The organism is Staphylococcus ureilyticus (genome assembly GCF_002902235.1).
Taxonomy (GTDB): domain Bacteria; phylum Bacillota; class Bacilli; order Staphylococcales; family Staphylococcaceae; genus Staphylococcus; species Staphylococcus ureilyticus.
The window spans coordinates 1-22053 of sequence record NZ_PPRL01000058.1; the positions used below are offsets into that span (position 1 = coordinate 1).

Sequence of the window (22053 nt, forward strand, 5' to 3'; positions counted from 1 at the left end):
TTATATAATGGATTACCAGTTTTTTAGTTATTATATTTCGATTTATTTTAATACTAAGTAGATATACATATAATAGTGGATAAGGAGCATTTATCCACTTACTCATTTTGTTTAATATAGCTGAAATTAGGTTATGGTTAGTTAAAACAACTAAAGTGATGAATTGCCTTATTAGCCTAGTTGATTTAGATTATTTTATAGAGTTGTGAAATTTAATGTGTTGTTTCAATATTTAAAACGTGGTTAATTTTATCCATATCAACTTGGTACATTGGTTCACCATTCAATAATATAAAGGGTGTTGCAAATGCATCATAATCAATCATTTCATTTCGATATTGCTGATTAGCAATGTTTTTTTCTATATATTTAAAACCTTTATCAGTTAAATAGTTTTTTATAAAGGTGCAAGGAGGACAATCATTTTGTGTGTAAATGATGATATCAGTCATTCAGCATCAATCCTTTCTACAAAGTCATTTTCTTTAATAGTAAGTGACTTTTAATTATAATTCAAGTTATAAAATTACATGTAATTGGTCATTAATTTGTCACTTAATTCTGAGTTTAACTAATTTTAAAACATAGCCATTGGGTTTATAATGAATGGACGTTGTGATTTTTGTCACAAATAAATTAAAAAGGTGATATTATGGATTCAGTTGAATTAGCTCGTTTTCTAACTGCAATGACACTTGCAGTGCATATCATATTTGCAACAATAGGTGTAGGTGTACCATTGATGTTTGCAGTTGCTGAGTTTTTAGGGATTAAAAAGAATGATCCCCATTATATAACGTTAGCCAAAAGATGGTCTAAAGGTTATACGATTACTGTGGCAGTGGGGGTTGTAACAGGTACGATTATAGGTTTACAACTGTCATTACTATGGCCAACATTTATGCAAATGGGTGGTCATGTGATTGCATTACCATTATTTATGGAAACATTTGCATTTTTCTTTGAAGCGATTTTCTTAAGTATATACTTATATACATGGGATAGATTTAAGGGTAAATGGACGCATTTTTTAATTAGTATACCAGTGATTATTGGAGGTTCTTTCTCTGCCTTCTTTATTACAGCGGTTAATTCATTTATGAATACACCGGCTGGTTTTGAAATTAAAAATGGTAAAATGATAAATGTTGAACCTTGGGTAGCAATGTTTAACGACTCATTTTTAATAAGATCTTTTCACGTTGTAACGACTGCTTTTATGACGATGGCTTTTGTACTAGCTGCCATTGCTGCATTCAAATTAGTGAAAAATAAGTTTAAAAAAGATGCAGAATATCATAAAAAAGCTTTAAAATTAACAATGATACTTGGCGTTGTCTTTACGTTAGGTTCTATGTTGGCAGGAGATTTATCTGCAAAATTTTTACATCAAGAACAACCAGAAAAATTAGCTGCGTATGAATGGCATTTTGATACGGAATCCAATGCTGATTTAGTGCTTTTTGGTTCTTTAAATGAAGAAACACAAGAAGTAACTGGTGCAATTAAAATTCCGAGTCTACTTAGCTTCTTGGCTGATAATAATGTTAATACTAAGGTGAAAGGCTTGGATGAATTTCCAAAAGAACTACATCCACCGATGATTGTCCATTATTATTTCGACTTAATGGTGTCGATGGGCGTGTTCTGTTTAATTGTTTCAGCTGCTTTTGTACTAACATTATGCTTTAAAAAATTACGGAAATTCACTTATTCCAAACCAATGCTATATGGCGCTTTATTAACTGGACCTGCAGCGATGTTGGCAATAGAATTTGGTTGGTTCTTAACGGAACAAGGTCGTCAACCTTGGATTGTGCGTGGTTATCTAAAAGTGGCTGAAGCTGCCACTCAAGCAGGTGGTTTAACGTTCGTAACAATATTATTTGGTATATTATATTTAATATTGATTGTTACTTCTTCTTATGTACTAATAAGGATGTTTAAAAATAAACCAGCATATAAAGAATTTGAAGTAACTTCATCGGAAAGAGGTGATGCATGATGATATTCGCATATATAGGTATCACAGTACTATGGATATTCTTATTTTGTTATATTATTGTTGCATCAATTGATTTTGGTGCTGGTTTCTTTACGTTACATGCTAAATTGACAAAACAAGATAAAAAAATAAACCATTTGATTGCACGTTACCTTAATCCGGTTTGGGAAGTAACGAATGTTTTCTTCGTATTCTTCTTCGTAGGAATGGTTGGGTTTTTCCCAGATTCCGCGATGTATTTTGGTACAGTGTTGCTTTTACCAGCATCAATTGCGTTGATATTGTTGTCCATAAGAGGTGGCTTTTATGCTTTTGAAAACTATGGACCAGACACAAAACTACCATGGCTTGCACTTTATGGTTTAGCAGGATTATTCATACCAGCTGCATTAGCCACTACATTAACGATTTCTGAGGGTGGTTATATTACCGGTTCAAGCAACCATTTAGATTTAAATTGGTTTGAATTATTGTTAAGTCCATATTCATGGTCAGTTGTATTTCTTGCAATCATATCTGTACTTTATATTTCATCTGGATTTTTAACTTATTATGCTTCTAAAGCGAATGATAAACCAGCTTATGATTTATTAAGATACTGGTTCTTATTTTGGGGACCACCAATGATCGCTATTTCATTATTTGTATTCTTATCGTTAAGATTGCAAAATGAAACGCATTTCTATACAGCGGTATTTGATTATTGGTGGATGTTTGCACTCAGCTTTTTATGTTTTGCTGGTACAATGTTACTCACATTGATGAAAAAATGGCATGGTTTTGCATTTGTCTTAGTTATTTTACAAATGGCTTTTGCGTTCTTCGGTTATGGTGTAAGTAAGTTACCATACATTTTATATCCATATATTCGTATAGATGAACATGTTGTGAATAGTGGGATGGCTATTGCTTTAATCATCGCATTTATTTTAGGTTTACTTTTACTAATTCCATCGCTAATATTATTATTGAGATTATTTGTTTTTGATAAAAAATATGTTGAAGGTAAAAAATAGACGAATATACTTAAATATAGTAGCGATGTTTATTGTTTAAGCTACGGATATTTGATATATTTCAATTATCTTATTTTTGGAGGACGCATATGGATAAAGAATATGTGGTTATAGGTTTAGGTCGTTTTGGCGGTAGCATTGTTAGAGAATTAAATGCTTTAGATATGGATGTTATGGCGATTGATATGGATGAAGCGCGTGTGAATGAATATAGTGATATTGCCACACATGCGGTAATTGCTGACACAACTGATGAAGCTGTGATGAAAAGTTTAGGCATTAGAAATTTTGATCACGTAATTGTTGCTATTGGTGAAAATATTCAATCGAGTACGTTAACGACTTTAATTTTAAAAGAGTTAGGTGTTAAGAAAGTAACGGCAAAAGCTCAAAATGATTATCATGCAAAAATTTTAAATAAAATTGGTGCAGATACTGTTGTTCATCCTGAAAGAGATATGGGTAGGAGAATTGCACATAATGTAGCTAGTGCTAGTGTTTTAGATTATTTAGAACTAGCAGATGAACATTCAATAGTAGAAATTAAAGTTAGTGAAAAAATGGCAGGACAAACCATTATAGAATTAGATATTAGAGCGCAATATGGTATAAGTATTATTGCCATTAAAAGAGGTAGAGATATTATCGTATCTCCAGACCCAAACATAAATATTGAAATTGGGGATATTTTAATTATGATTGGTCATGATAATGACTTAAACCGATTTGAAAAAAAGGTAGTAAGATAAATATTAATATATGAATTAAAGTAGAAGAGGTGGGACAAAACAGTGATGTCCCACACTCTTCTTTTTTGTGTAAAGTGTATTCTTTAAGGGATTTTGATATTTGTGAATAGATAAGTTATACAAGGTTCAAACTTAACTTTTAATTAATGTACTCAGTCAAAATAGCAAGTGTTTAATGTAAAAATGCCTCATCCATTACAAATGGATGAGGCATTGAGTTTGATTATGATTTTGTTGATTGGTCCGTTTGGTTACCATCATTTTTTTGTTTTTGTTTTGCTTTCTGAGCGATGTTTTTATTATCTTTGTTGTTAGTATCTTTTGTATTTTTGTTTTGAGATTTACTATTGTGCTTTTTTGAATTGTCTTTTTTGTGATTTGGTTTATTTTGTGTTCTTTTATTTTGAGAAGATGTATTATCTTCATTTACCTTCATGATCACTGGTAAAATCATTGGCTTACGTGCTGTTTTTTCAAATAAATACGGCTGTAGTGTTTCAATGATTGATGATTTAATTTGATGCCATTGTATTTCTGGATTTTGATTCAGTTTAGAAATAACATCTGTTTTGATTTTTCTTTGGGCATCATAAATTAATTGACCAGATTCACGCATATAAACAAAACCACGAGAAATGATGTCAGGACCAGATAGTAGTTTATTCGTTTTAAAGTCTATACTAACAACGACGATGACTAGGCCTTCTTCTGACAATAGTTTTCTATCTCGGATAACTACGTTTCCGATATCTCCAATACCGCTACCATCCACTAAAACATTACCAGATGGTATTCTTCCAGCTTTTCTAGCTGAATTATGTGTTAAAGCTAAAACATCACCGATGTCAAAGATAAACACGTTGTCTGGTTCCACACCACATTCAATTCCTGATTGGCCATGTGCTTTTAACATGCGATATTCACCATGAATTGGGAGGAAGAATTTTGGACGTAACAAGCGTAACATTAATTGTTGATCGCCTTTAGATCCGTGACCAGATGTGTGAATATTTGATACCTTATTGTGTATGACTTCAGCACCTGCTCGGTATAATGCATTTATAGTGCGGTTAATACTTTTAGTATTACCTGGAATAGGTGAAGAACTAAATACTACAGTGTCTTCTGGAATAATTTTAATTTGTTTGTGTGTACCATTAGCAATTCTTGATAGAGCCGCCATTGGTTCACCTTGTGACCCAGTACATAAAATTAGTAATTCATGTTTAGGCACACTATTAATTTTATTTGGTTCTATAAAAGTTTCAGGTGGTGCCTTAATATAACCGAGTTCCATACCAATTTTAATATTGTTTTCCATTGAACGACCAAAAGTTACAATTTTACGATTGTGTTTAATTGCAGCTTCAACAGCTTGTTGAACACGATAGATATTAGATGCAAAAGTAGCAAAGATGATTCTACCGCTACAATTACGGAATATCTTTTCAACATTTTGGCCAACTTCACGCTCACTCAATGTAAAGTCAGGAACTAATGAATTGGTAGAGTCTGAAAGTAAACAAAGGACACCTTCTTCTCCAAGTTTTGCCATCTTCGCAATATTTGCTGGTTCACCAACTGGCGTAAAGTCAAATTTGAAATCTCCAGTATGAACAATATTGCCTTCTGGTGTATTAACGATAACACCATATGATTCTGGGATACTATGTGTTGTTAAATAGAATGAAACTTCGAAATGTTTAGATTTAATAACAGAACTTTCTTCGATTTCAACAAGTTCTGTTGTTCTTAACAAGTGATGTTCTTCTAATTTATTTCTGATTAAACCTAAAGCTAATGGTCCACCATATATAGGCACGTTTATTTGTTTTAATAGGTAGGGCACACCACCTATATGGTCTTCGTGGCCGTGTGTTATGAACAGACCAACTATTTTGTCTTGATTCTGTTCTAAATAAGTAATGTCAGGAATCACGTAATCAATTCCTAATAAATTATCATCAGGGAATTTGATACCTGCATCTATAATTACGATTTCATCCTGATATTCTACGGCATAAGTGTTTTTTCCGATTTCACCTAAGCCACCAAGGGCATATACCGCAACTTCATTTTTATGAATTTGTTTCATTACTCAGCTTGCTCCACATTAAAATGATCTGATTGTTTTTCATATTCTAAATGTGCGCCCTCAAGTTTAGTAATAAACTCGATATTGTAATTACGGTCTTTCAAATATCTTCTTACTTGTTCTTCTGATTGAGCTTCAACATAAATTGTTTGTGTGTGTTCTCTTACGACTACTTCATCTTTGTTATGTTGAAAAAATACTTTAAATACTGCCATTATATCTATTTCCTCCTAAGTTTTGGTTAGATTATTTATAAAAACCCTGAAATGTATAATATTTTGTGAGTTTCTCAATTTTAAATAAAATAAATTTCACTAAAAGTGAATTGAAACTACGTTTTATATAAAGAGAACATACGAGCAGTTGCCCAGTATGTTTCTAGGGTCATTTTAAATTCGTTCGTATAGAAAAATACAAATAGAACATATTCGTATGTTTTCAGTTATTTCTCATTTTACATGATGTAGTAGAATAAATAAAGCAGTTTTATTTTCTGCTGAAGCTTAATATGTAGAAAAAAGTGATTCACTTTATAAAAGGTATTTAACTAAGTAAATTTAGGCTACATATATTCAAATATTAAATGAATCATCATATAGCTTGAGTCAATAATAAAAATTAATTATGATTAAAAGGAAATATAATAATTAATAATTTAAAATAGAAAGTAATAGTAGAAAGTAATAAAGACGAGATGAGGATGATTGCTATGGATAAAGTGAAGCGTATTGTTGAAGATATTAAAAGTGAGAAACAACGAACTGACAAGGTCTTTCAAGATATTACATTTGAAATACGTGCGGAACAAGTTATCATGTTTTTCAATTATAATGAAATCATTGACACTGTAAATGAAGATCAAAATTATGTGAAACACAATCATGACCCTGTATTTATTGATATTCAAGAATTAAATGCTTTGAAAAAAGAGTTACAAGAGCTCAATATTATATACCATGAAAGAAGAGACGACTTTATGTAAAAAGAACTGTTAGTAAGCGTACGCGATTGGCACGTTTACTAACAGTTCTTTTTTATACTTCTACTGCGTCTTCATGAGGTTGCAATGGATGTTCTGAATCTATGTGATCATAAAACATGATGCCATTAATATGATCTATTTCATGTTGAACTACAACGGCTGGATAACCCTTTAAACGTAATTTGACATCGTTACCATCTATATCTTTTGCTTTAACAGTAATTCTATATTTACGGTGTACTAGGCCTGGTATATTTTCGTCTACGCTTAAGCACCCTTCACCAGTAGGTAGATAAGCTTCTTGAATACTATGACTCATAATTTTAGGATTCACTAACATCAAGTCATAACTTTTACCTTCGCCATCATCCGGTAAATAAACCGCAATCATTTTTTTAGAAATATTAATCTGTGGCGCTGCAAGTCCGACACCAGAACGGAGACCATATTTATTAGCAGTTTCTTCATCTTGACTATTTATTAAAAATGTTCTCATAGCTTTTAATGTTTCTCTATCTTCATTTGATAATGGAACCTCGACATCTTTAGCTTTTTCGCGTAGCGTAGGATGTCCATCTCGAATTATATCTTTCATTGTTAACATTTGTTCATACACCTTCCTTAATATAAAATATACCAAAGATTACCAAATAAAATACAGTAATTCATTTGATTTATTAAAATTTATTATATAATATAGCACACGAAAAAGGAGGATTTTTCAAAATGAAATTTAAATATGGTATTGCTGCCATACTAGCTTCCACAGTACTTATAGCTGGATGTACAACGGATAAAGGTGAAATAAAAGATTATAATGAAAAGATACAACAAGCATTTGATGAAGAAAAGCCTGTTTCTTCAGTAGGCAAAAAACTTAACGAACTAGAGCAAGAAAAACAAAAACTTGTTAAAAAAATCAATGGTAAAGACCAACAAGAAGCAAAACAAACTTCTGAAAAAATAGTAGATAATGTTGAGAAAAGAAAAAAAGAATTTAAAAAAGAAGAAAATGCTTTAGATAATTCAGAAGAAGCGTTTAAAAAAGCTCAAAAACATTTAGATAATATTAGTGACAAAGATAAGAAAAAAGAAGTGAAAGAGTTAAATGATGCTTTGAAAGATAAATATAAGGCACATGATAACTATGCAAATTCATATAAAAATATTATGGATAAAGAAAAAGATTTATTTGAATATGGCTCACGTGATCAAGCTAATCAAGAAGAAATGAATAAAAAAACAGAAGCTGTATCCAAATCATATAAAACTATGGACAAATCGTTTAATAAATACAAAGACGCAATGGAAAAAGTAAATAAAGAAAAACAAGATGTTGATAATTTAAATTAACATAAAAATGCTATTAATTTGAAATTTAATGTAAATAACTATAGCATTATAAATGAGGGCGCTTACATTCTTTTGGACATTGACGCTTTGAAACTTGAGAAAAATATAGTACAGCAAGTTTGAAATTAGTGATACAGTTTTAAAACTGTACCTATTTACTGTATTACAGAACTTTTCATATTTGTTTAACAGTGAAACAGTTTTGTGATACAATGTTAAAGGATAAAATGAATTTCTATTATACGGGAAAGGTATGGTGAATTGAATGGCTCCGAAATTAAAAGCCCAATTCGATGCAGAGAAAGTATTGAAAGATACTGAATCTCAATTTGAAATGATCCAAATTTTGGATGAAGACGGTAATATCGTTAATGAAGATCTAGTACCTGATTTATCAGACGAGCAATTAGTAGAATTAATGGAAAGAATGGTTTGGACACGTATTCTTGATCAACGTTCTATTTCTTTAAATAGACAAGGGAGATTAGGATTCTATGCGCCTACTGCTGGACAAGAAGCTTCACAATTAGCTTCTCAATACGCATTAGAACAAGAAGACTTCATTCTTCCTGGTTATCGTGACGTACCACAATTAATTTGGCAAGGTTTGCCATTAACTGAAGCGTTTTTATTCTCTAGAGGCCACTTCAAAGGAAATAGAATGCCTGAGGGTGTTAACGCGCTAAGCCCACAAATTATTATCGGTGCACAATATGTACAAACTGCTGGTGTTGCACTTGGACTTAAAAAACGTGGGAAACAAGCTGTAGCAATCACATATACTGGTGATGGTGGTTCTTCACAAGGTGATTTCTATGAAGGTATTAACTTCGCTTCAGCTTACAAAGCGCCAGCAATTTTTGTGATTCAAAATAATAACTATGCGATTTCTACGCCACGTAGTAAACAAACAGCTGCTGAAACATTAGCTCAAAAAGCGATTTCAGTAGGTATTCCTGGCATACAAGTAGATGGAATGGATGCACTTGCAGTATATCAAGCAACTAAAGAAGCGCGTGATCGTGCTGTGAACGGTGAGGGTCCAACACTTATTGAAACAATTACTTATCGTTATGGTCCACATACAATGGCTGGTGACGATCCAACGAAATACAGAACTTCAGACGAAGATTCTGAATGGGAGAAAAAAGATCCGTTAGTTCGTTTTAGAAAACATCTAGAAAATAAAGGTCTATGGACTGAAGAGAAAGAAAACGAAGTAATCGATCGTGCGAAAGCTGAAATTAAAACTGCTATTAAAGAAGCTGATAATACAGAAAAACAAACAGTTACAGACTTAATGGAAAATATGTATGAAGAAATGCCTCAACATTTAGCAGAACAATATGAAATCTACAAAGAGAAGGAGTCGAAGTAACCGATGGCACAAATGACAATGGTTCAAGCGATTAACAATGCGCTTAAAACCGAATTACAAAATGATGAAAATGTCTTACTTTTCGGTGAAGACGTCGGTGTTAACGGTGGTGTATTCCGTGTAACTGAAGGATTACAAAAAGAATTCGGTGAAGACCGTGTATTTGATACACCTCTAGCTGAATCTGGAATTGGTGGCTTAGCTTTAGGTTTAACTACACAAGGCTACCGTCCAGTAATGGAAATCCAATTCTTAGGATTCGTATTTGAAGTATTTGACTCTGTTGCAGGTCAAATTGCACGTACACGTTTCCGTTCTGGTAACTCAAAACAAGCACCAGTAACAATTCGTGCTCCATTTGGTGGTGGTGTCCATACTCCAGAACTACACGCAGATAATTTAGAAGGTATCTTAGCGCAATCACCAGGATTGAATGTAGTTATTCCATCAAGCCCTTATGACGCAAAAGGATTATTAATTTCTGCAATTAGAAGTAATGACCCAGTTGTATATTTAGAGCACATGAAATTGTATCGTTCTTTCCGTGAAGAAGTTCCAGAAGAAGAGTATACAATTGAAATTGGTAAAGCAAGTGTCAAACAAGAAGGTAATGACATTACTTTAATTGCTTACGGTGCCATGGTACAAGAATCATTAAAAGCTGCTGAAGAGTTAGAAAAAGATGGTCATTCAGTGGAAGTGATTGATTTACGTACGGTACAACCAATCGACTTAGAAACGTTAGTTGCTTCAGTAGAAAAAACTGGACGTGCAGTTGTAGTTCAAGAAGCACAACGCCAAGCTGGTGTTGGAGCAACAGTTGCTTCTGAATTAGCTGAACGTGCAATCCTATCATTAGAAGCACCAATTGCTCGTGTAGCTGCTGCTGATACCGTTTATCCGTTTACTCAAGCAGAAAATGTTTGGTTACCAAACAAAAACGATATCATTGAAAAAGCAAAAGCAACATTAGAATTTTAATAAATATTAATAAGTTTGGGATAGCTTTTGAAATGTTATCCCAGCTTCAATTATTAATAATAAAACAGCATGAGATTGCGAATCATAAGTTCCGTTCTCATTTTCTAATTTTTGACTAAATATGAATTTTTAGGAGGATAATAACGTGGCATTTGAATTTAAATTACCCGATATTGGTGAAGGTATCCACGAAGGTGAAATTGTAAAATGGTTTGTTAAAGCTGGAGATAATATCGAAGAAGATGATGTTTTAGCTGAAGTACAGAATGACAAATCTGTAGTAGAAATCCCATCACCTGTGTCAGGTACAGTAGAGGAAGTACTTGTAGATGAGGGTACAGTAGCTGTTGTCGGCGATACAATTGTTAAAATTGACGCACCTGATGCAGAAGATATGGAATTTAAAGGTAGCGATAGCAGTGAATCTGCAGAAGAAACAGAAGCAGAACCTGCTAAAGAAGAAAGTTCTGAAGCAGCTGCGACACAATCATCAGCTGATGCAGATGTAGATGAAAACAAACGTGTTAAAGCAATGCCTTCAGTACGTAAATATGCACGTGAAAATGGTGTGAATATTAAAGCTGTTGTAGCTTCAGGTAAAAATGGACGTACAACGAAAGAAGACATTGATGCATACTTAAATGGAGATGCAAGTGCAGCTTCAACTGAGAGCGCACCTGAAACTGCAGAAGAAACTTCTGCGAGCGCAGCACAATCAGCGCCAGTTTCTAGTGAAGGAGAATTCCCAGAAACAACAGAAAAAATTCCTGCTATGCGTAAAGCAATTGCAAAAGCAATGGTGAATTCTAAACACACTGCACCTCACGTTACTTTAATGGATGAAATCGATGTTCAAGAATTATGGGATCACCGTAAAAAATTCAAAGAAGTAGCAGCTGAGCAAGGTACTAAATTAACATTCTTACCTTACGTTGTGAAAGCACTCGTTTCTGCGCTTAAAAAATATCCAGCGCTTAACACAGAATTTAATGAAGAAGCTGGCGAAATTGTACACAAACATTATTGGAATATTGGTATCGCAGCAGATACAGACAGAGGTTTATTAGTCCCTGTTGTAAAACATGCTGATCGTAAATCTATGTTCCAAATTTCAGATGAAATTAATGAATTAGCTGTAAAAGCACGCGATGGTAAATTAACTTCAGATGAAATGAAAGGTGCTACTTGTACTATTAGTAATATTGGATCAGCAGGTGGACAATGGTTTACACCAGTGATAAATCATCCAGAAGTAGCTATCTTAGGTATTGGTCGTATTGCCCAAAAACCTATCGTTAAAGATGGTGAAATTGTAGCTGCGCCAGTATTATCATTATCATTAAGCTTTGACCATAGACAAATCGATGGTGCTACTGGACAAAATGCAATGAACCATATCAAGCGTTTATTAAATAATCCAGAATTATTATTAATGGAGGGGTAAAACATGGTAGTTGGAGATTTCCCAATTGAAACAGATACTATTGTAATCGGAGCAGGACCTGGAGGATATGTTGCAGCAATTCGTGCAGCACAATTAGGTCAAAAAGTAACAATCGTTGAAAAAGGCGAATTAGGCGGTGTATGTCTTAACGTTGGATGTATTCCATCAAAAGCATTATTACACGCATCTCACCGTTATGATGAAACTAAAAACTCTGAAAATTTAGGTGTTATTGCTGAAAGTGTTTCACTTAAATTTGACAAAGTTCAAGAATTCAAACAGTCAGTCGTTAAGAAATTAACAGGTGGCGTTGAAGGATTATTAAAAGGTAATAAAGTAGAGATTGTTAAAGGTGAAGCTTATTTCGTAGATAACAACAGTTTACGTGTTATGGATGAGAAGAGCGCTCAAACTTATAACTTTAAACATGCAATTATTGCAACTGGTTCAAGACCAATTGAAATTCCTAATTTCGAATTTGGCAATCGCGTTATTGATTCAACTGGTGCTTTAAATTTACAAGAAGTTCCTGGTAAATTAGTAGTAGTTGGTGGCGGTTATATCGGTTCAGAACTAGGTACTGCTTTTGCTAACTTTGGTTCAGAAGTTACTATTTTAGAAGGTGCTAAAGATATCTTAGGTGGCTTCGAAAAACAAATGACACAACCTGTTAAAAAAGGTATGAAAGAAAAAGGCGTTGAAATTGTTACTGAAGCAATGGCTAAATCTGCTGAAGAAACAGACAATGGTGTTAAAGTAACTTACGAAGTTAAAGGTGAAGAACAAACGATTGATGCTGATTATGTATTAGTTACTGTAGGTCGTCGTCCAAACACTGATGAATTAGGCTTAGAAGAATTAGGTCTTAAATTCGCAGATCGTGGATTATTAGAAGTAGACAAACAAAGCCGTACTTCTATCGACAACATTTTCGCAATTGGTGATATCGTTCCTGGGCTACCATTAGCTCATAAAGCGAGCTATGAAGCGAAAGTAGCTGCTGAGGTTATTTCTGGAGAAGCATCAGAAGTGGATTACATTGGTATGCCTGCTGTATGTTTCACTGAACCAGAATTAGCGCAAGTAGGTTACACTGAAGCCCAAGCAAAAGAAGAAGGATTAGAAGTTACAGCTTCTAAATTCCCTTATGCAGCTAACGGTCGTGCCTTATCATTAGATGACACAACTGGATTTGTTAAATTGTTAACACTTAAAGAAGATAATACACTTGTTGGTGCGCAAGTAGTTGGTACTGGTGCTTCTGATATTATCTCTGAATTAGGTTTAGCAATTGAATCTGGTATGAATGCTGAAGATTTAGCATTAACTGTACATGCTCACCCAACTTTAGGTGAAATGTCTATGGAAGCTGCTGAAAAAGCTTTAGGTTTACCAATTCATACAATGTAATAATTTATAAGCACAAATTGTTATGCTTTAAACGTTTTAACTTAAGTGATTAGGAAGTATGAACAGGAACACTGTTCTCGCACTTTCAAGTCAATGTTCAAACATTTAAAGGATATAACAAATATAAAGGGCGGGAATAAGAAATCAATTTAATATATTGGTTTCTGTCCCGCTCTTTTTTTATTTTTTTAAAATTTTGATAACTACTTGTTAACAAAAGGGAGTGTAATGATATGGAATATTCATATCCTATTGATCTTGAATGGACAAATGAAGAAATGATGCAAGTGGTAGCTTTTTTTAATGCCATTGAGCAATACTACGAATCAAAAGTTGAGGGCAAGCTTTTGTTAGAACGCTACAGTCAATTTAAAAAAGTAGTTCCAGGTAAAGCTCAAGAAAAGCAAATATTTAAAGAATTTGAGAAGCAAAGTGGCTATAATAGCTACAAAGCTGTAAAATCAGTCAAAGAGGCTTCTAACCAAAAATATTTTAGCTCAGAATAAATTTAACTATTGTCATATTAGCCATATTTTGATACTTTTATTAAGCACTAAACATAATGTTTGATAAAAGTAAACAAAATATGGTTTTTTGTGTAGAGCATGCTAACGTTGTGATTAACAATTAAGCTTTAAATGTGTAAAAGTAGAAGTTATAAAATAAGGTGACAAAATGAAGATAGGGAAAAAATTAAAAAATCTAAGAAATATTAAACAACTTACTCAAAGTGAGTTAGCAGAACGTACAGATTTATCTAAAGGATATGTCTCGCAAATAGAAAGTGAACACGCTTCACCAAGTATGGAAACTTTTTTTAATATTTTAGAAGTGTTAGGTACGACCCCTCGTGAATTTTTTAATGATTCAGCAAATACTAAGGTGTTATATAAGAAAAATGAGCAAATTCACTATGATGAATCTGATAGAGGATATTTATTGAATTGGCCAATCACACAATCAAATAATTTCGAAATGGAACCTTTAATACTTACTTTAAGACCTAATGCATCTTATAAAAGTTTTGATCCTTCAGATTCCGACACATTCATATATTGTTTACAAGGTGAGGTTTCGCTTTTATTAGGGAGTGATTATTATCACGCTGAAGAAGGGGACGCGTTATATTTTAAAGCAAACCAAATACATAGGTTAAAGAACCTTACGTCACAAGATGTGAAAGTGATGGTTGTTGCAACAGCATCATATTTATAGGAGGACAATACATGAACCCTTTATTGACATTTGAATCGGTAAGCAAAGCTTACGATGGAACTCAAATATTAGATAACATAGATTTAAATATTGAATCTGGACATTTTTATACACTATTAGGTCCATCTGGTTGTGGCAAAACTACAATTCTCAAATTGATTGCAGGCTTTGAACAAGTTGATCATGGCCAAATCATTTATCAAGGAAAATCAATTAATCAAGTTCCTGCTAATAAGAGAAAAGTAAATACAGTTTTTCAAGATTATGCACTCTTTCCGCATTTGACTGTATTTGATAACATCGCATTTGGATTAAAAATAAAAAAATTAAACAAGGAAGTCATTAAAACTAAGGTACAAGAAGCTTTAAAATTAGTGAAATTAACTGGCTTTGAAAACAGAATGATAGAAGGCATGAGTGGCGGACAAAAGCAAAGAATTGCGATTGCGCGTGCTATTGTAAATGAACCTGAGATTTTACTTCTAGATGAATCATTATCAGCACTAGATTTAAAACTAAGAACTGAAATGCAATATGAATTAAGAGAAATTCAATCTAGATTAGGCATTACATTTATATTTGTAACACATGATCAAGAAGAAGCATTGGCACTAAGTGACTATATATTTGTAATGAAAGATGGAAAAATACAACAATTTGGTACGCCGATTGATATTTATGATGAACCAGTAAATCGATTTGTTGCTGATTTTATTGGGGAATCTAATATTTTGCAAGGTACGATGGTCAAAGATTATGTCGTTAATATTTACGATCAATCATTTAAGTGTGTTGATATGGGAATTCCTAGTCAACAACAAGTTGAAGTCGTTATCAGACCAGAAGACATTGCATTAGTATCTCCTGGGGACGGGTTATTTGAAGTGACTGTTGAATCCATGTTATTTAGAGGTGTGCACTACGAAATCAATTGTGTAGATAGAAAAGGTTATGAGTGGATGGTGCATTCAACAAAGAAAACTGAAGTAGGCAGTAAAGTAGGTTTATATTTTGAACCAGAAGCGATTCATATTATGGTACCGGGTGAAACTGAAGCAGAATTTGATAAACGTATTAATAGTTATGAGGTAAATGATAATGCGTAAAATAAATGGATTTTTATTTATACCATATATTTTGTGGATGATTTTATTTATTGTTGTGCCAGTTATTTTGTTAATTTATTTTTCTATGATTGATATCCATGGTGATTTTAGTTTAGAAAATTATAAACAAATGATGACAACCAAATATTTTTTGATGTTATGGGACTCTGTATTGTACGCTGTACTTATTACGCTGACTACATTACTTATTAGTTATCCAGCGGCGTATTTTATTCGTACATCAAAACATCAGAATGTATGGTTATTGATATTAATTATACCTACTTGGATTAATTTACTTCTAAAGACCTATGCATTTATCGGATTGTTCAGTCATGATGGTATTATCAACCGAATATTATATAGTTTACACTTACCTAGAACGGAACTGTTATTTACAGGACCAGCGTTTATAATTGTAGCAAGTTATATTTATATTCCATTTATGATTTTACCAATTTTTAATAATATGAAAGACATACCAAATAATTTATTACAAGCTTCAAGTGATTTAGGTGCTAGTCGTTTAGCCACTTTTAAGAAAGTAATCATGCCTTTAACTAAACGAGGCGTATTAACTGGAGTGCAAGTTACATTTATTCCTGCACTTTCTTTGTTTATGATTACAAGGTTAATTGCTGGAAATAAAGTGATTAATATTGGAACGGCGATAGAGGAACAATTTCTTGTAATTCAAAATTATGGAATGGGTTCTACAATTGCATTATTTCTCATTCTCTTTATGGCATTTGTCTTAATCATCACAAATAATAAATCTACAAATGGAAAAGGGTGAATCATATGAAATGGTATGGCAAACTATATATCGGTATATTAATTGCAGTATTGTACATCCCTATACTGTTTTTAATGTTTTATTCATTTAATTCAGCAGGTAATATGATTCATTTTGAGCATTTTACATTAGCGCACTATCTATCTTTATTTAACAATGACAGATTGTTATCGGTTATTTTTAATACGATTGCAGTGGCATTATTAGCTGCTGCAATTGCAACGGTCATCGGAACAATGGGAGCCATTGCTTTATATCATTTAAGGAATAAGAAATTAAAAATTTCATTACTAACTTTAAATAATGTGCTAATGGTTTCTTCCGATGTTGTTATTGGTGCATCATTTTTGATTATGTTTACGGCAATCGGCCATTTTACAGGGTTAGGTCTTGGTTTTATCACTGTGCTCATTTCACATATTGCATTTTGCATTCCAATTGTAGTGATAATTGTGTTGCCTAAATTATATGAAATGAATGCACATACGTTAGATGCTGCTAGAGATTTAGGTGCCACTGAGCTACAAATGTTAAACAAAGTGATGTTACCACATTTATTCCCAGCAATTCTTGGCGGTTTTTTTATGGCATTAACTTATTCATTAGATGATTTTACAGTTAGTTTTTTCGTTACGGGAAACGGATTTAGTGTATTATCAGTAGAAGTTTATGCTATGGCTAGAAAAGGTATAAGTATGGAAATTAATGCAATATCGACTATACTTTTTATAACAATAATCATAGGTATTCTTGGATATTATTTGATACAAAAAATTATCAAACGAAATAAAGCATTGAAGCAGGTGACTCAACAATGAAACGATTTTTACAATTAATCTTGCTCTCAATTTTTGTTGGATTACTATGTCTATGGATAAGTCAAAAACTCACTGAAAAAGAGCACTCTGCTTCAGGTGAAAAAATATATGTGTATAATTGGGGAGAATATATTGATCCAAGTTTAGTAAAAAAATTCCAAAAGGAAACTGGTATTGAAGTTGTGTACGAGACGTTTGATTCTAATGAGGCTATGGAAGCCAAAATACGCAATGGTGGAACAAATTATGATGTTGCTTTTCCAAGTGAATATACGATAGAAAAAATGAAAAAAGAAGGTTTGTTATTGCCTTTAAATCATGAGAAAATACCAAATATAAAAAATTTAGATAAAGATTATATGAACATGTCATTTGATAGAGATAATCGTTATTCAGTACCATACTTTTTTGGTACAGTTGGTATTTTATATAATAAAAATGTGTATCCAAAAGATAACTTTAATTCGTGGGAAAGTTTATATAACCCAAAATATGAAAATGATATTTTATTAGTGGATGGTGCAAGAGAAGTTATAGGTTTAGGTTTAAACAAATTAGGCTACAGTTTAAATGATAAAAAAACACAACACTTAGCAGAAGTTGAACATGATTTGAAACAAATAAGTCCTAATATTAAAGGTGTCGTTGGTGATGAAATAACTATGATGCTTGAACAACATGAAGCAAATATCGCGGTTGTGTGGAGCGGTATAGCAGCGCCAATTGTGCAAAATAATAGCGACTTTGATTACGTGGTACCCAAAGAAGGGTCAAACTTGTGGTTTGATAACATGGTTATTCCCAAGACTGCTCAAAATAAAGCAGGTGCACACAAGTTTATCAACTTTATGTTAGATGCACAGAATAGTAAACAAAATACGGAATGGGTAGCTTATGCAACACCTAATAAGACTGCAAGAGCACAATTACCAAAAAATATCAAAGACGATGAACGATTTTATCCTTCAAAACGTACACAAGCAAGATTAGAAGTCTATAAAGATTTAGGTAAGGATACATTAAGTGAATATAATGAACGCTTTTTAAATTTTAAAATGTCGTTAAATTAAAGCGTAGTATAGTAGTTATTTTATCGTTTATTCGATATAATAGTTTGATAAGTAGTATAAGGAGTTGTATAGAAATGTCAGGAGAACAATATACTCAAGTTAGGCGTCCAGTGAGTCGACTAGCAGAAAAGGTATTGGGTTGGTTGAGCTGGATATTCTTACTATTATTAACAATCATCACAATGTTTATTGCACTAGTTTCTTTTAGTAGTGAAAGTTCTATTCAAAATTTAGAAACGTCGTTAAATGGTAATGATTTTATTCAGCAAATACTGGCGAATAATGGATTAAATACGATTCAATTCGTTATTTGGTTACAAAATGGTATATGGGCAGTTATCGTATATTTTATTGTTTGTTTATTAATATCATTTTTAGCTTTAATATCAATGAATATTAGAATATTATCTGGTTTTTTATTTTTAATAGCTACAATCGTAACTTTACCTTTAGTTCTGTTATTTGTACCACTCATTATACCGATTCTATTTTTAATAGTGGCAATTATGATGTTTGCACGCAAAGATAAAGTAGAAATGATACCAGCATATTATTCTGGTGGTTATCAAGGTGGTTATAATGACTATGGACAAGAAAGAAAAGCAGAACCAAACCCTGAACCAAGGACAGAACCAAGACCAGAACCAAACCCACAATACAAAGCACAACAAGATACTTCTGACGTAGAACAACCATCAAATCAAGAACAACAATTAAGAAGAGGTGGGTATAGTTCCGAAGTTGCTAATAAAGTAAATTCGGATATCAATTCAAAAGAGGAAGAACCTCAAGTACTATCTCGACAAGCAAAATACAATTATAAATCAAAACAGCAGTCAAATGATAATGATGAAAATCTTCAAAACGACCAAGCAGATCAAAACTTTGATAGCCAAGCCTCTGAAGAAGAAGCTAGACGTAGACAAGAAGCATTTGAAAAAGAACAACAACTTCAACAAGAAGCATATGAAAAACAACAGCGAATCAAGCAAGAAAAGGCTGAGGAAGCTGCCAGATTGAAACAAGAAAAAGCAGAAGAAAAAGCTCGGATCAAGCAAGAAAAGAAAGCACGTAAACAGCGTGAAAAAGAAAGACGTAAGCAACAACCCAGTGCAGTTAATCAACGAAGAATGAATTTTGAAGAACGAAAGAAAATCACAAGTCAATCTGCAGAGTCATTAGAGAGTGATGAAGAACAAAACCAATCAAGTAAGAATATGCAAAGCGAAGCAGCAGATACAGATAAAGAAAAATAAAGTATGTATTTTATTATGCTATGCTCAAAAAAGAGCAAATCCAAAATGGATTTGCTCTTTTTTTTATATGAATATTTGACAATTTTGACCGTTCACAAAATCACTATAATAATGTAAACATACAGAAATCGTCATTAAACAAAGGTATTAGATTTAAAAATAAACAAAACAGCAACTTCAATAAAGAAATTGCTGTTTTATTAGTCTGTATATATTTAAGTAATATGTTTACATAAGTTCTTTAAATGTTTCTAATATTAAATATACATTTAATAAGCTTAAAATAATGATTAATAACCACGATATCGTATTAACCCAAGTTCTGTTTTTAAATTGTCCCATTAAATAACGATTGTTTGTCGCCAATTGTAAAGGTATTAATGAGAATGGTAAAGCTAAACTTAAAAATACTTGTGAAAATACTAGTAATTGTTCAATTTTAGCTTCATCACTTTTAAAAATAATGATACAGAATATAATTGGTAAAATTGCAAGTAGACGTGTAACCAGTCTACGTAACCAATTTGGAATTTTGAGGTGTAAAAAACCTTCCATTACAATTTGTCCAGCCATCGTTCCAGTAATTGTAGAATTTTGGCCTGAAGCTAATAAAGCAATTGCAAATAAGGTACTCATAATTGCCCCCATAGAAGCTCCTAATATAGGCTGGTTTTGTAAAGCATGATATAGATCGTAGAAACCACCTAATTGATCAGTATTAACACCATAAAATAAGGCTGCACCTAAAACAAGTAATAAGCAATTAATAATAAATGCAATCGAAAGTTGAATATTAGAATCCATTGTAGCATATTTGATTGCATGTGCTTTTGATTTTAGACTATTTCTATCATACATTCTTGACTGCACAATAGAAGAGTGTAGGTATAAGTTGTGTGGCATAATAGTAGCACCAATAATCCCAAGTGCAATAAACAACGCGCTATTATTCGTTATGATTTCTTTGCTTGGTACGAAACCACTTAAAACCTCATTGACATGTGGTGAAGCGATAAACACTTCAAATATAAAGATCACAAGTACAGTGAAAATTAACGTACCTACGATTGCTTCTATCTTTCGGAAACCAAATCGCATAATAAAGAGTAATAAAAATACATCTAATACGGTGATAAGCGCACCAACAAGTAATGGAATGCCAAACAATAAATCTAATGCTATCGCACTTCCGATTACTTCTGCGATATCGGTTGCAATAATTGCTAATTCAGCAATAATCCAAAACACAAAAGATAATGGTTTATTTAAGTAATATTTTGTAGCTTGTGCTAAATCCATACCTGTAGCTATTCCTAATCTTACCGTCATACTTTGTAGTAACATTGCTGATAAGCTAGAGAGTAAAATGACGAATAGCAAAATGTATCCAAATTGTGCACCACCTTGCATTGAAGTAATCCAGTTACCTGGATCCATGTAACCAACTGCTACTAATAATCCTGGACCTAAATAAGATAATAACTTTTGACTAAATTTACCATTGGTATTAATAGAAACCGTATTGTTGATTTCTTCTAAACTTTTATTATGCATTTTTATATTATTAGTCAATAGTGATACCTCCTATACTTCTAACTAACTTTTTATAGATTACTCCAAAAAAATTATTAGGTCAACCTAACAAAGAAAAATTATGAGGTTAAAATTTTACTGCTTTTAATTTTTTATTAGTAAATTAATATTTTGAAATATAGAAAATAATACTTTGTAATTTTGTAATATTGTTAAATTTGCTATGATAGTGATAATGAAAGAATAGGAGGAAAAAATGATGAATCGGAAAGCAGAAAAAATCCTTGCTTGGATTGCAAACGGTCTTAGTTTATTATTTTTAATACTCATGATTTTGGGGTTAATTTTATTGAATTTTCCCGAATCCAAGGAAGCATTAAATCAAATATATGAACAGCAAGGTATGTCTATATCAGCAGATGCACTTAAAGCGTCGATATTAATGCAAGGTGGATTTTTATTATTCGCGACGATTCTAGGATTCTGTGGTGTTTTTACAATTAAAGGAAACAGAATTTTAGCTGGGTGTCTTTTAATTGCAGCGGCTTTAATTAGTATTTTTACTGGTAATTTTATCGCATTAATACTTTGGATAATTGCTGGTATTATGCTGTTAGTAAAAAAAGACAAAATTCAATCACAATATCAAATGAAGTCAAATGGCAATAGTGAAAATGGCAAGAATAATTATCCACGACAAAAAAGTGACATGAATCCAGAGCAAGAATTAAAAAAGAAAAAAGATGAGGATCCATATATTTATTAAATTATGTGAACGATTCGTACCATTAAAAGATTTATAAAAAATTGAAAATATACGCTAACTGCTAACAAAGTATTGTCTAT

General features: G+C 32.3%; 22 protein-coding genes. 17 read left to right on the plus strand and 5 right to left on the minus strand.

Features of this window, described 5'->3' with window-relative positions; translation table 11 throughout:
* Positions 1 to 212: 212 nt before the first annotated feature.
* Positions 213 to 452 carry a glutaredoxin family protein gene (locus CD150_RS06275; protein ID WP_070038015.1) on the minus strand — a complete coding sequence of 80 codons (240 nt, stop codon included), beginning with the start codon at positions 450 to 452 and terminating at the stop codon, positions 213 to 215.
* 200 nt (positions 453 to 652) lie between these two features.
* Between CD150_RS06275 and CD150_RS06280 the strand changes: the two genes are divergently transcribed.
* The 3 genes from CD150_RS06280 to CD150_RS06290 all read left to right on the plus strand — a co-directional run bounded on the left by CD150_RS06280 (position 653) and on the right by CD150_RS06290 (position 3770).
* Positions 653 to 2005 (plus strand): cytochrome ubiquinol oxidase subunit I, encoded by a 1353-nt coding sequence (locus tag CD150_RS06280; protein WP_064209106.1) that lies wholly within the window; start codon positions 653 to 655, stop codon positions 2003 to 2005.
* Positions 2005 to 3021, plus strand: a complete 1017-nt coding sequence (locus CD150_RS06285) for a cytochrome d ubiquinol oxidase subunit II (RefSeq protein WP_046207932.1) — start codon at positions 2005 to 2007, stop codon at positions 3019 to 3021. The genes CD150_RS06280 and CD150_RS06285 overlap by 1 nt, the downstream gene beginning before the upstream one ends.
* Positions 3022 to 3110: 89 nt before the next feature.
* Positions 3111 to 3770 (plus strand): potassium channel family protein, encoded by a 660-nt coding sequence (locus tag CD150_RS06290; RefSeq protein WP_019467854.1) that lies wholly within the window; start codon positions 3111 to 3113, stop codon positions 3768 to 3770.
* 223 nt (positions 3771 to 3993) lie between these two features.
* Here the strand turns inward: CD150_RS06290 and rnjA are convergent, their stop codons facing one another.
* On the minus strand, positions 3994 to 5865 hold the full coding sequence (rnjA, locus tag CD150_RS06295; RefSeq protein WP_073342499.1) for a ribonuclease J1: 1872 nt from the start codon (positions 5863 to 5865) through the stop codon (positions 3994 to 3996).
* Entirely contained in the window at positions 5865 to 6080 is a 216-nt protein-coding gene (locus CD150_RS06300) for a DNA-dependent RNA polymerase subunit epsilon (protein WP_046207878.1), read from the minus strand. The genes rnjA and CD150_RS06300 overlap by 1 nt, the downstream gene beginning before the upstream one ends.
* Before the next feature lie 494 nt (positions 6081 to 6574).
* On the opposite strand from CD150_RS06300, the gene CD150_RS06305 reads away from it, so the two are divergent.
* Positions 6575 to 6847 carry a hypothetical protein gene (locus CD150_RS06305; protein WP_064209104.1) on the plus strand — a complete coding sequence of 91 codons (273 nt, stop codon included), beginning with the start codon at positions 6575 to 6577 and terminating at the stop codon, positions 6845 to 6847.
* 52 nt (positions 6848 to 6899) lie between these two features.
* Here CD150_RS06305 and def read toward each other — a convergent pair whose 3' ends face one another.
* Positions 6900 to 7451, minus strand: coding sequence for a peptide deformylase (gene def, locus CD150_RS06310; RefSeq protein WP_073342495.1), 552 nt, complete (start codon positions 7449 to 7451; stop codon positions 6900 to 6902).
* Between the two features lie 122 nt (positions 7452 to 7573).
* Between def and CD150_RS06315 the strand changes: the two genes are divergently transcribed.
* From CD150_RS06315 to auxB, 12 genes are all read left to right on the plus strand, one after another.
* Positions 7574 to 8200, plus strand: a complete 627-nt coding sequence (locus CD150_RS06315) for a YkyA family protein (RefSeq protein ID WP_073342491.1) — start codon at positions 7574 to 7576, stop codon at positions 8198 to 8200.
* A gap of 265 nt (positions 8201 to 8465) precedes the next feature.
* Entirely contained in the window at positions 8466 to 9578 is a 1113-nt protein-coding gene (pdhA, locus tag CD150_RS06320; RefSeq protein ID WP_046207874.1) for a pyruvate dehydrogenase (acetyl-transferring) E1 component subunit alpha, read from the plus strand.
* A 3-nt stretch (positions 9579 to 9581) separates the two neighbouring features.
* The gene (locus CD150_RS06325; RefSeq protein ID WP_046207873.1) at positions 9582 to 10559 is read left to right on the plus strand and encodes an alpha-ketoacid dehydrogenase subunit beta; all 978 of its coding nucleotides are present in this window, start codon (positions 9582 to 9584) and stop codon (positions 10557 to 10559) included.
* A gap of 145 nt (positions 10560 to 10704) precedes the next feature.
* A complete protein-coding gene (locus tag CD150_RS06330; protein ID WP_064209103.1) occupies positions 10705 to 12003 on the plus strand; it encodes a dihydrolipoamide acetyltransferase family protein in 1299 nt (432 codons plus the stop codon).
* A gap of 3 nt (positions 12004 to 12006) precedes the next feature.
* Positions 12007 to 13413 (plus strand): dihydrolipoyl dehydrogenase, encoded by a 1407-nt coding sequence (gene lpdA / locus CD150_RS06335; RefSeq protein ID WP_046207871.1) that lies wholly within the window; start codon positions 12007 to 12009, stop codon positions 13411 to 13413.
* Between the two features lie 233 nt (positions 13414 to 13646).
* Entirely contained in the window at positions 13647 to 13919 is a 273-nt protein-coding gene (locus tag CD150_RS06340; protein WP_046207870.1) for a UPF0223 family protein, read from the plus strand.
* A 169-nt stretch (positions 13920 to 14088) separates the two neighbouring features.
* Entirely contained in the window at positions 14089 to 14628 is a 540-nt protein-coding gene (locus tag CD150_RS06345; RefSeq protein WP_064209102.1) for a helix-turn-helix domain-containing protein, read from the plus strand.
* A gap of 11 nt (positions 14629 to 14639) precedes the next feature.
* A complete protein-coding gene (locus tag CD150_RS06350; protein ID WP_064209101.1) occupies positions 14640 to 15734 on the plus strand; it encodes an ABC transporter ATP-binding protein in 1095 nt (364 codons plus the stop codon).
* Complete coding sequence (locus tag CD150_RS06355; protein ID WP_046207867.1) at positions 15727 to 16530, plus strand: ABC transporter permease; 804 nt, start codon at positions 15727 to 15729, stop codon at positions 16528 to 16530. Before CD150_RS06350 ends, CD150_RS06355 begins: the two co-directional genes overlap by 8 nt.
* Before the next feature lie 5 nt (positions 16531 to 16535).
* Positions 16536 to 17348 (plus strand): ABC transporter permease, encoded by an 813-nt coding sequence (locus tag CD150_RS06360; RefSeq protein WP_103161436.1) that lies wholly within the window; start codon positions 16536 to 16538, stop codon positions 17346 to 17348.
* Positions 17345 to 18418, plus strand: coding sequence for an ABC transporter substrate-binding protein (locus tag CD150_RS06365; protein WP_064209099.1), 1074 nt, complete (start codon positions 17345 to 17347; stop codon positions 18416 to 18418). The genes CD150_RS06360 and CD150_RS06365 overlap by 4 nt, the downstream gene beginning before the upstream one ends.
* Positions 18419 to 18492: 74 nt before the next feature.
* Entirely contained in the window at positions 18493 to 19674 is a 1182-nt protein-coding gene (gene auxB / locus CD150_RS06370; protein WP_103161437.1) for a lipoteichoic acid stability factor AuxB, read from the plus strand.
* Positions 19675 to 19902: 228 nt separating this feature from the next.
* Here auxB and CD150_RS06375 read toward each other — a convergent pair whose 3' ends face one another.
* A complete protein-coding gene (locus CD150_RS06375) occupies positions 19903 to 21228 on the minus strand; it encodes an Nramp family divalent metal transporter (RefSeq protein WP_064209130.1) in 1326 nt (441 codons plus the stop codon).
* Between the two features lie 238 nt (positions 21229 to 21466).
* On the opposite strand from CD150_RS06375, the gene CD150_RS06380 reads away from it, so the two are divergent.
* Positions 21467 to 21973, plus strand: a complete 507-nt coding sequence (locus CD150_RS06380) for a DUF4064 domain-containing protein (RefSeq protein WP_073342471.1) — start codon at positions 21467 to 21469, stop codon at positions 21971 to 21973.
* Positions 21974 to 22053: the final 80 nt, after the last annotated feature.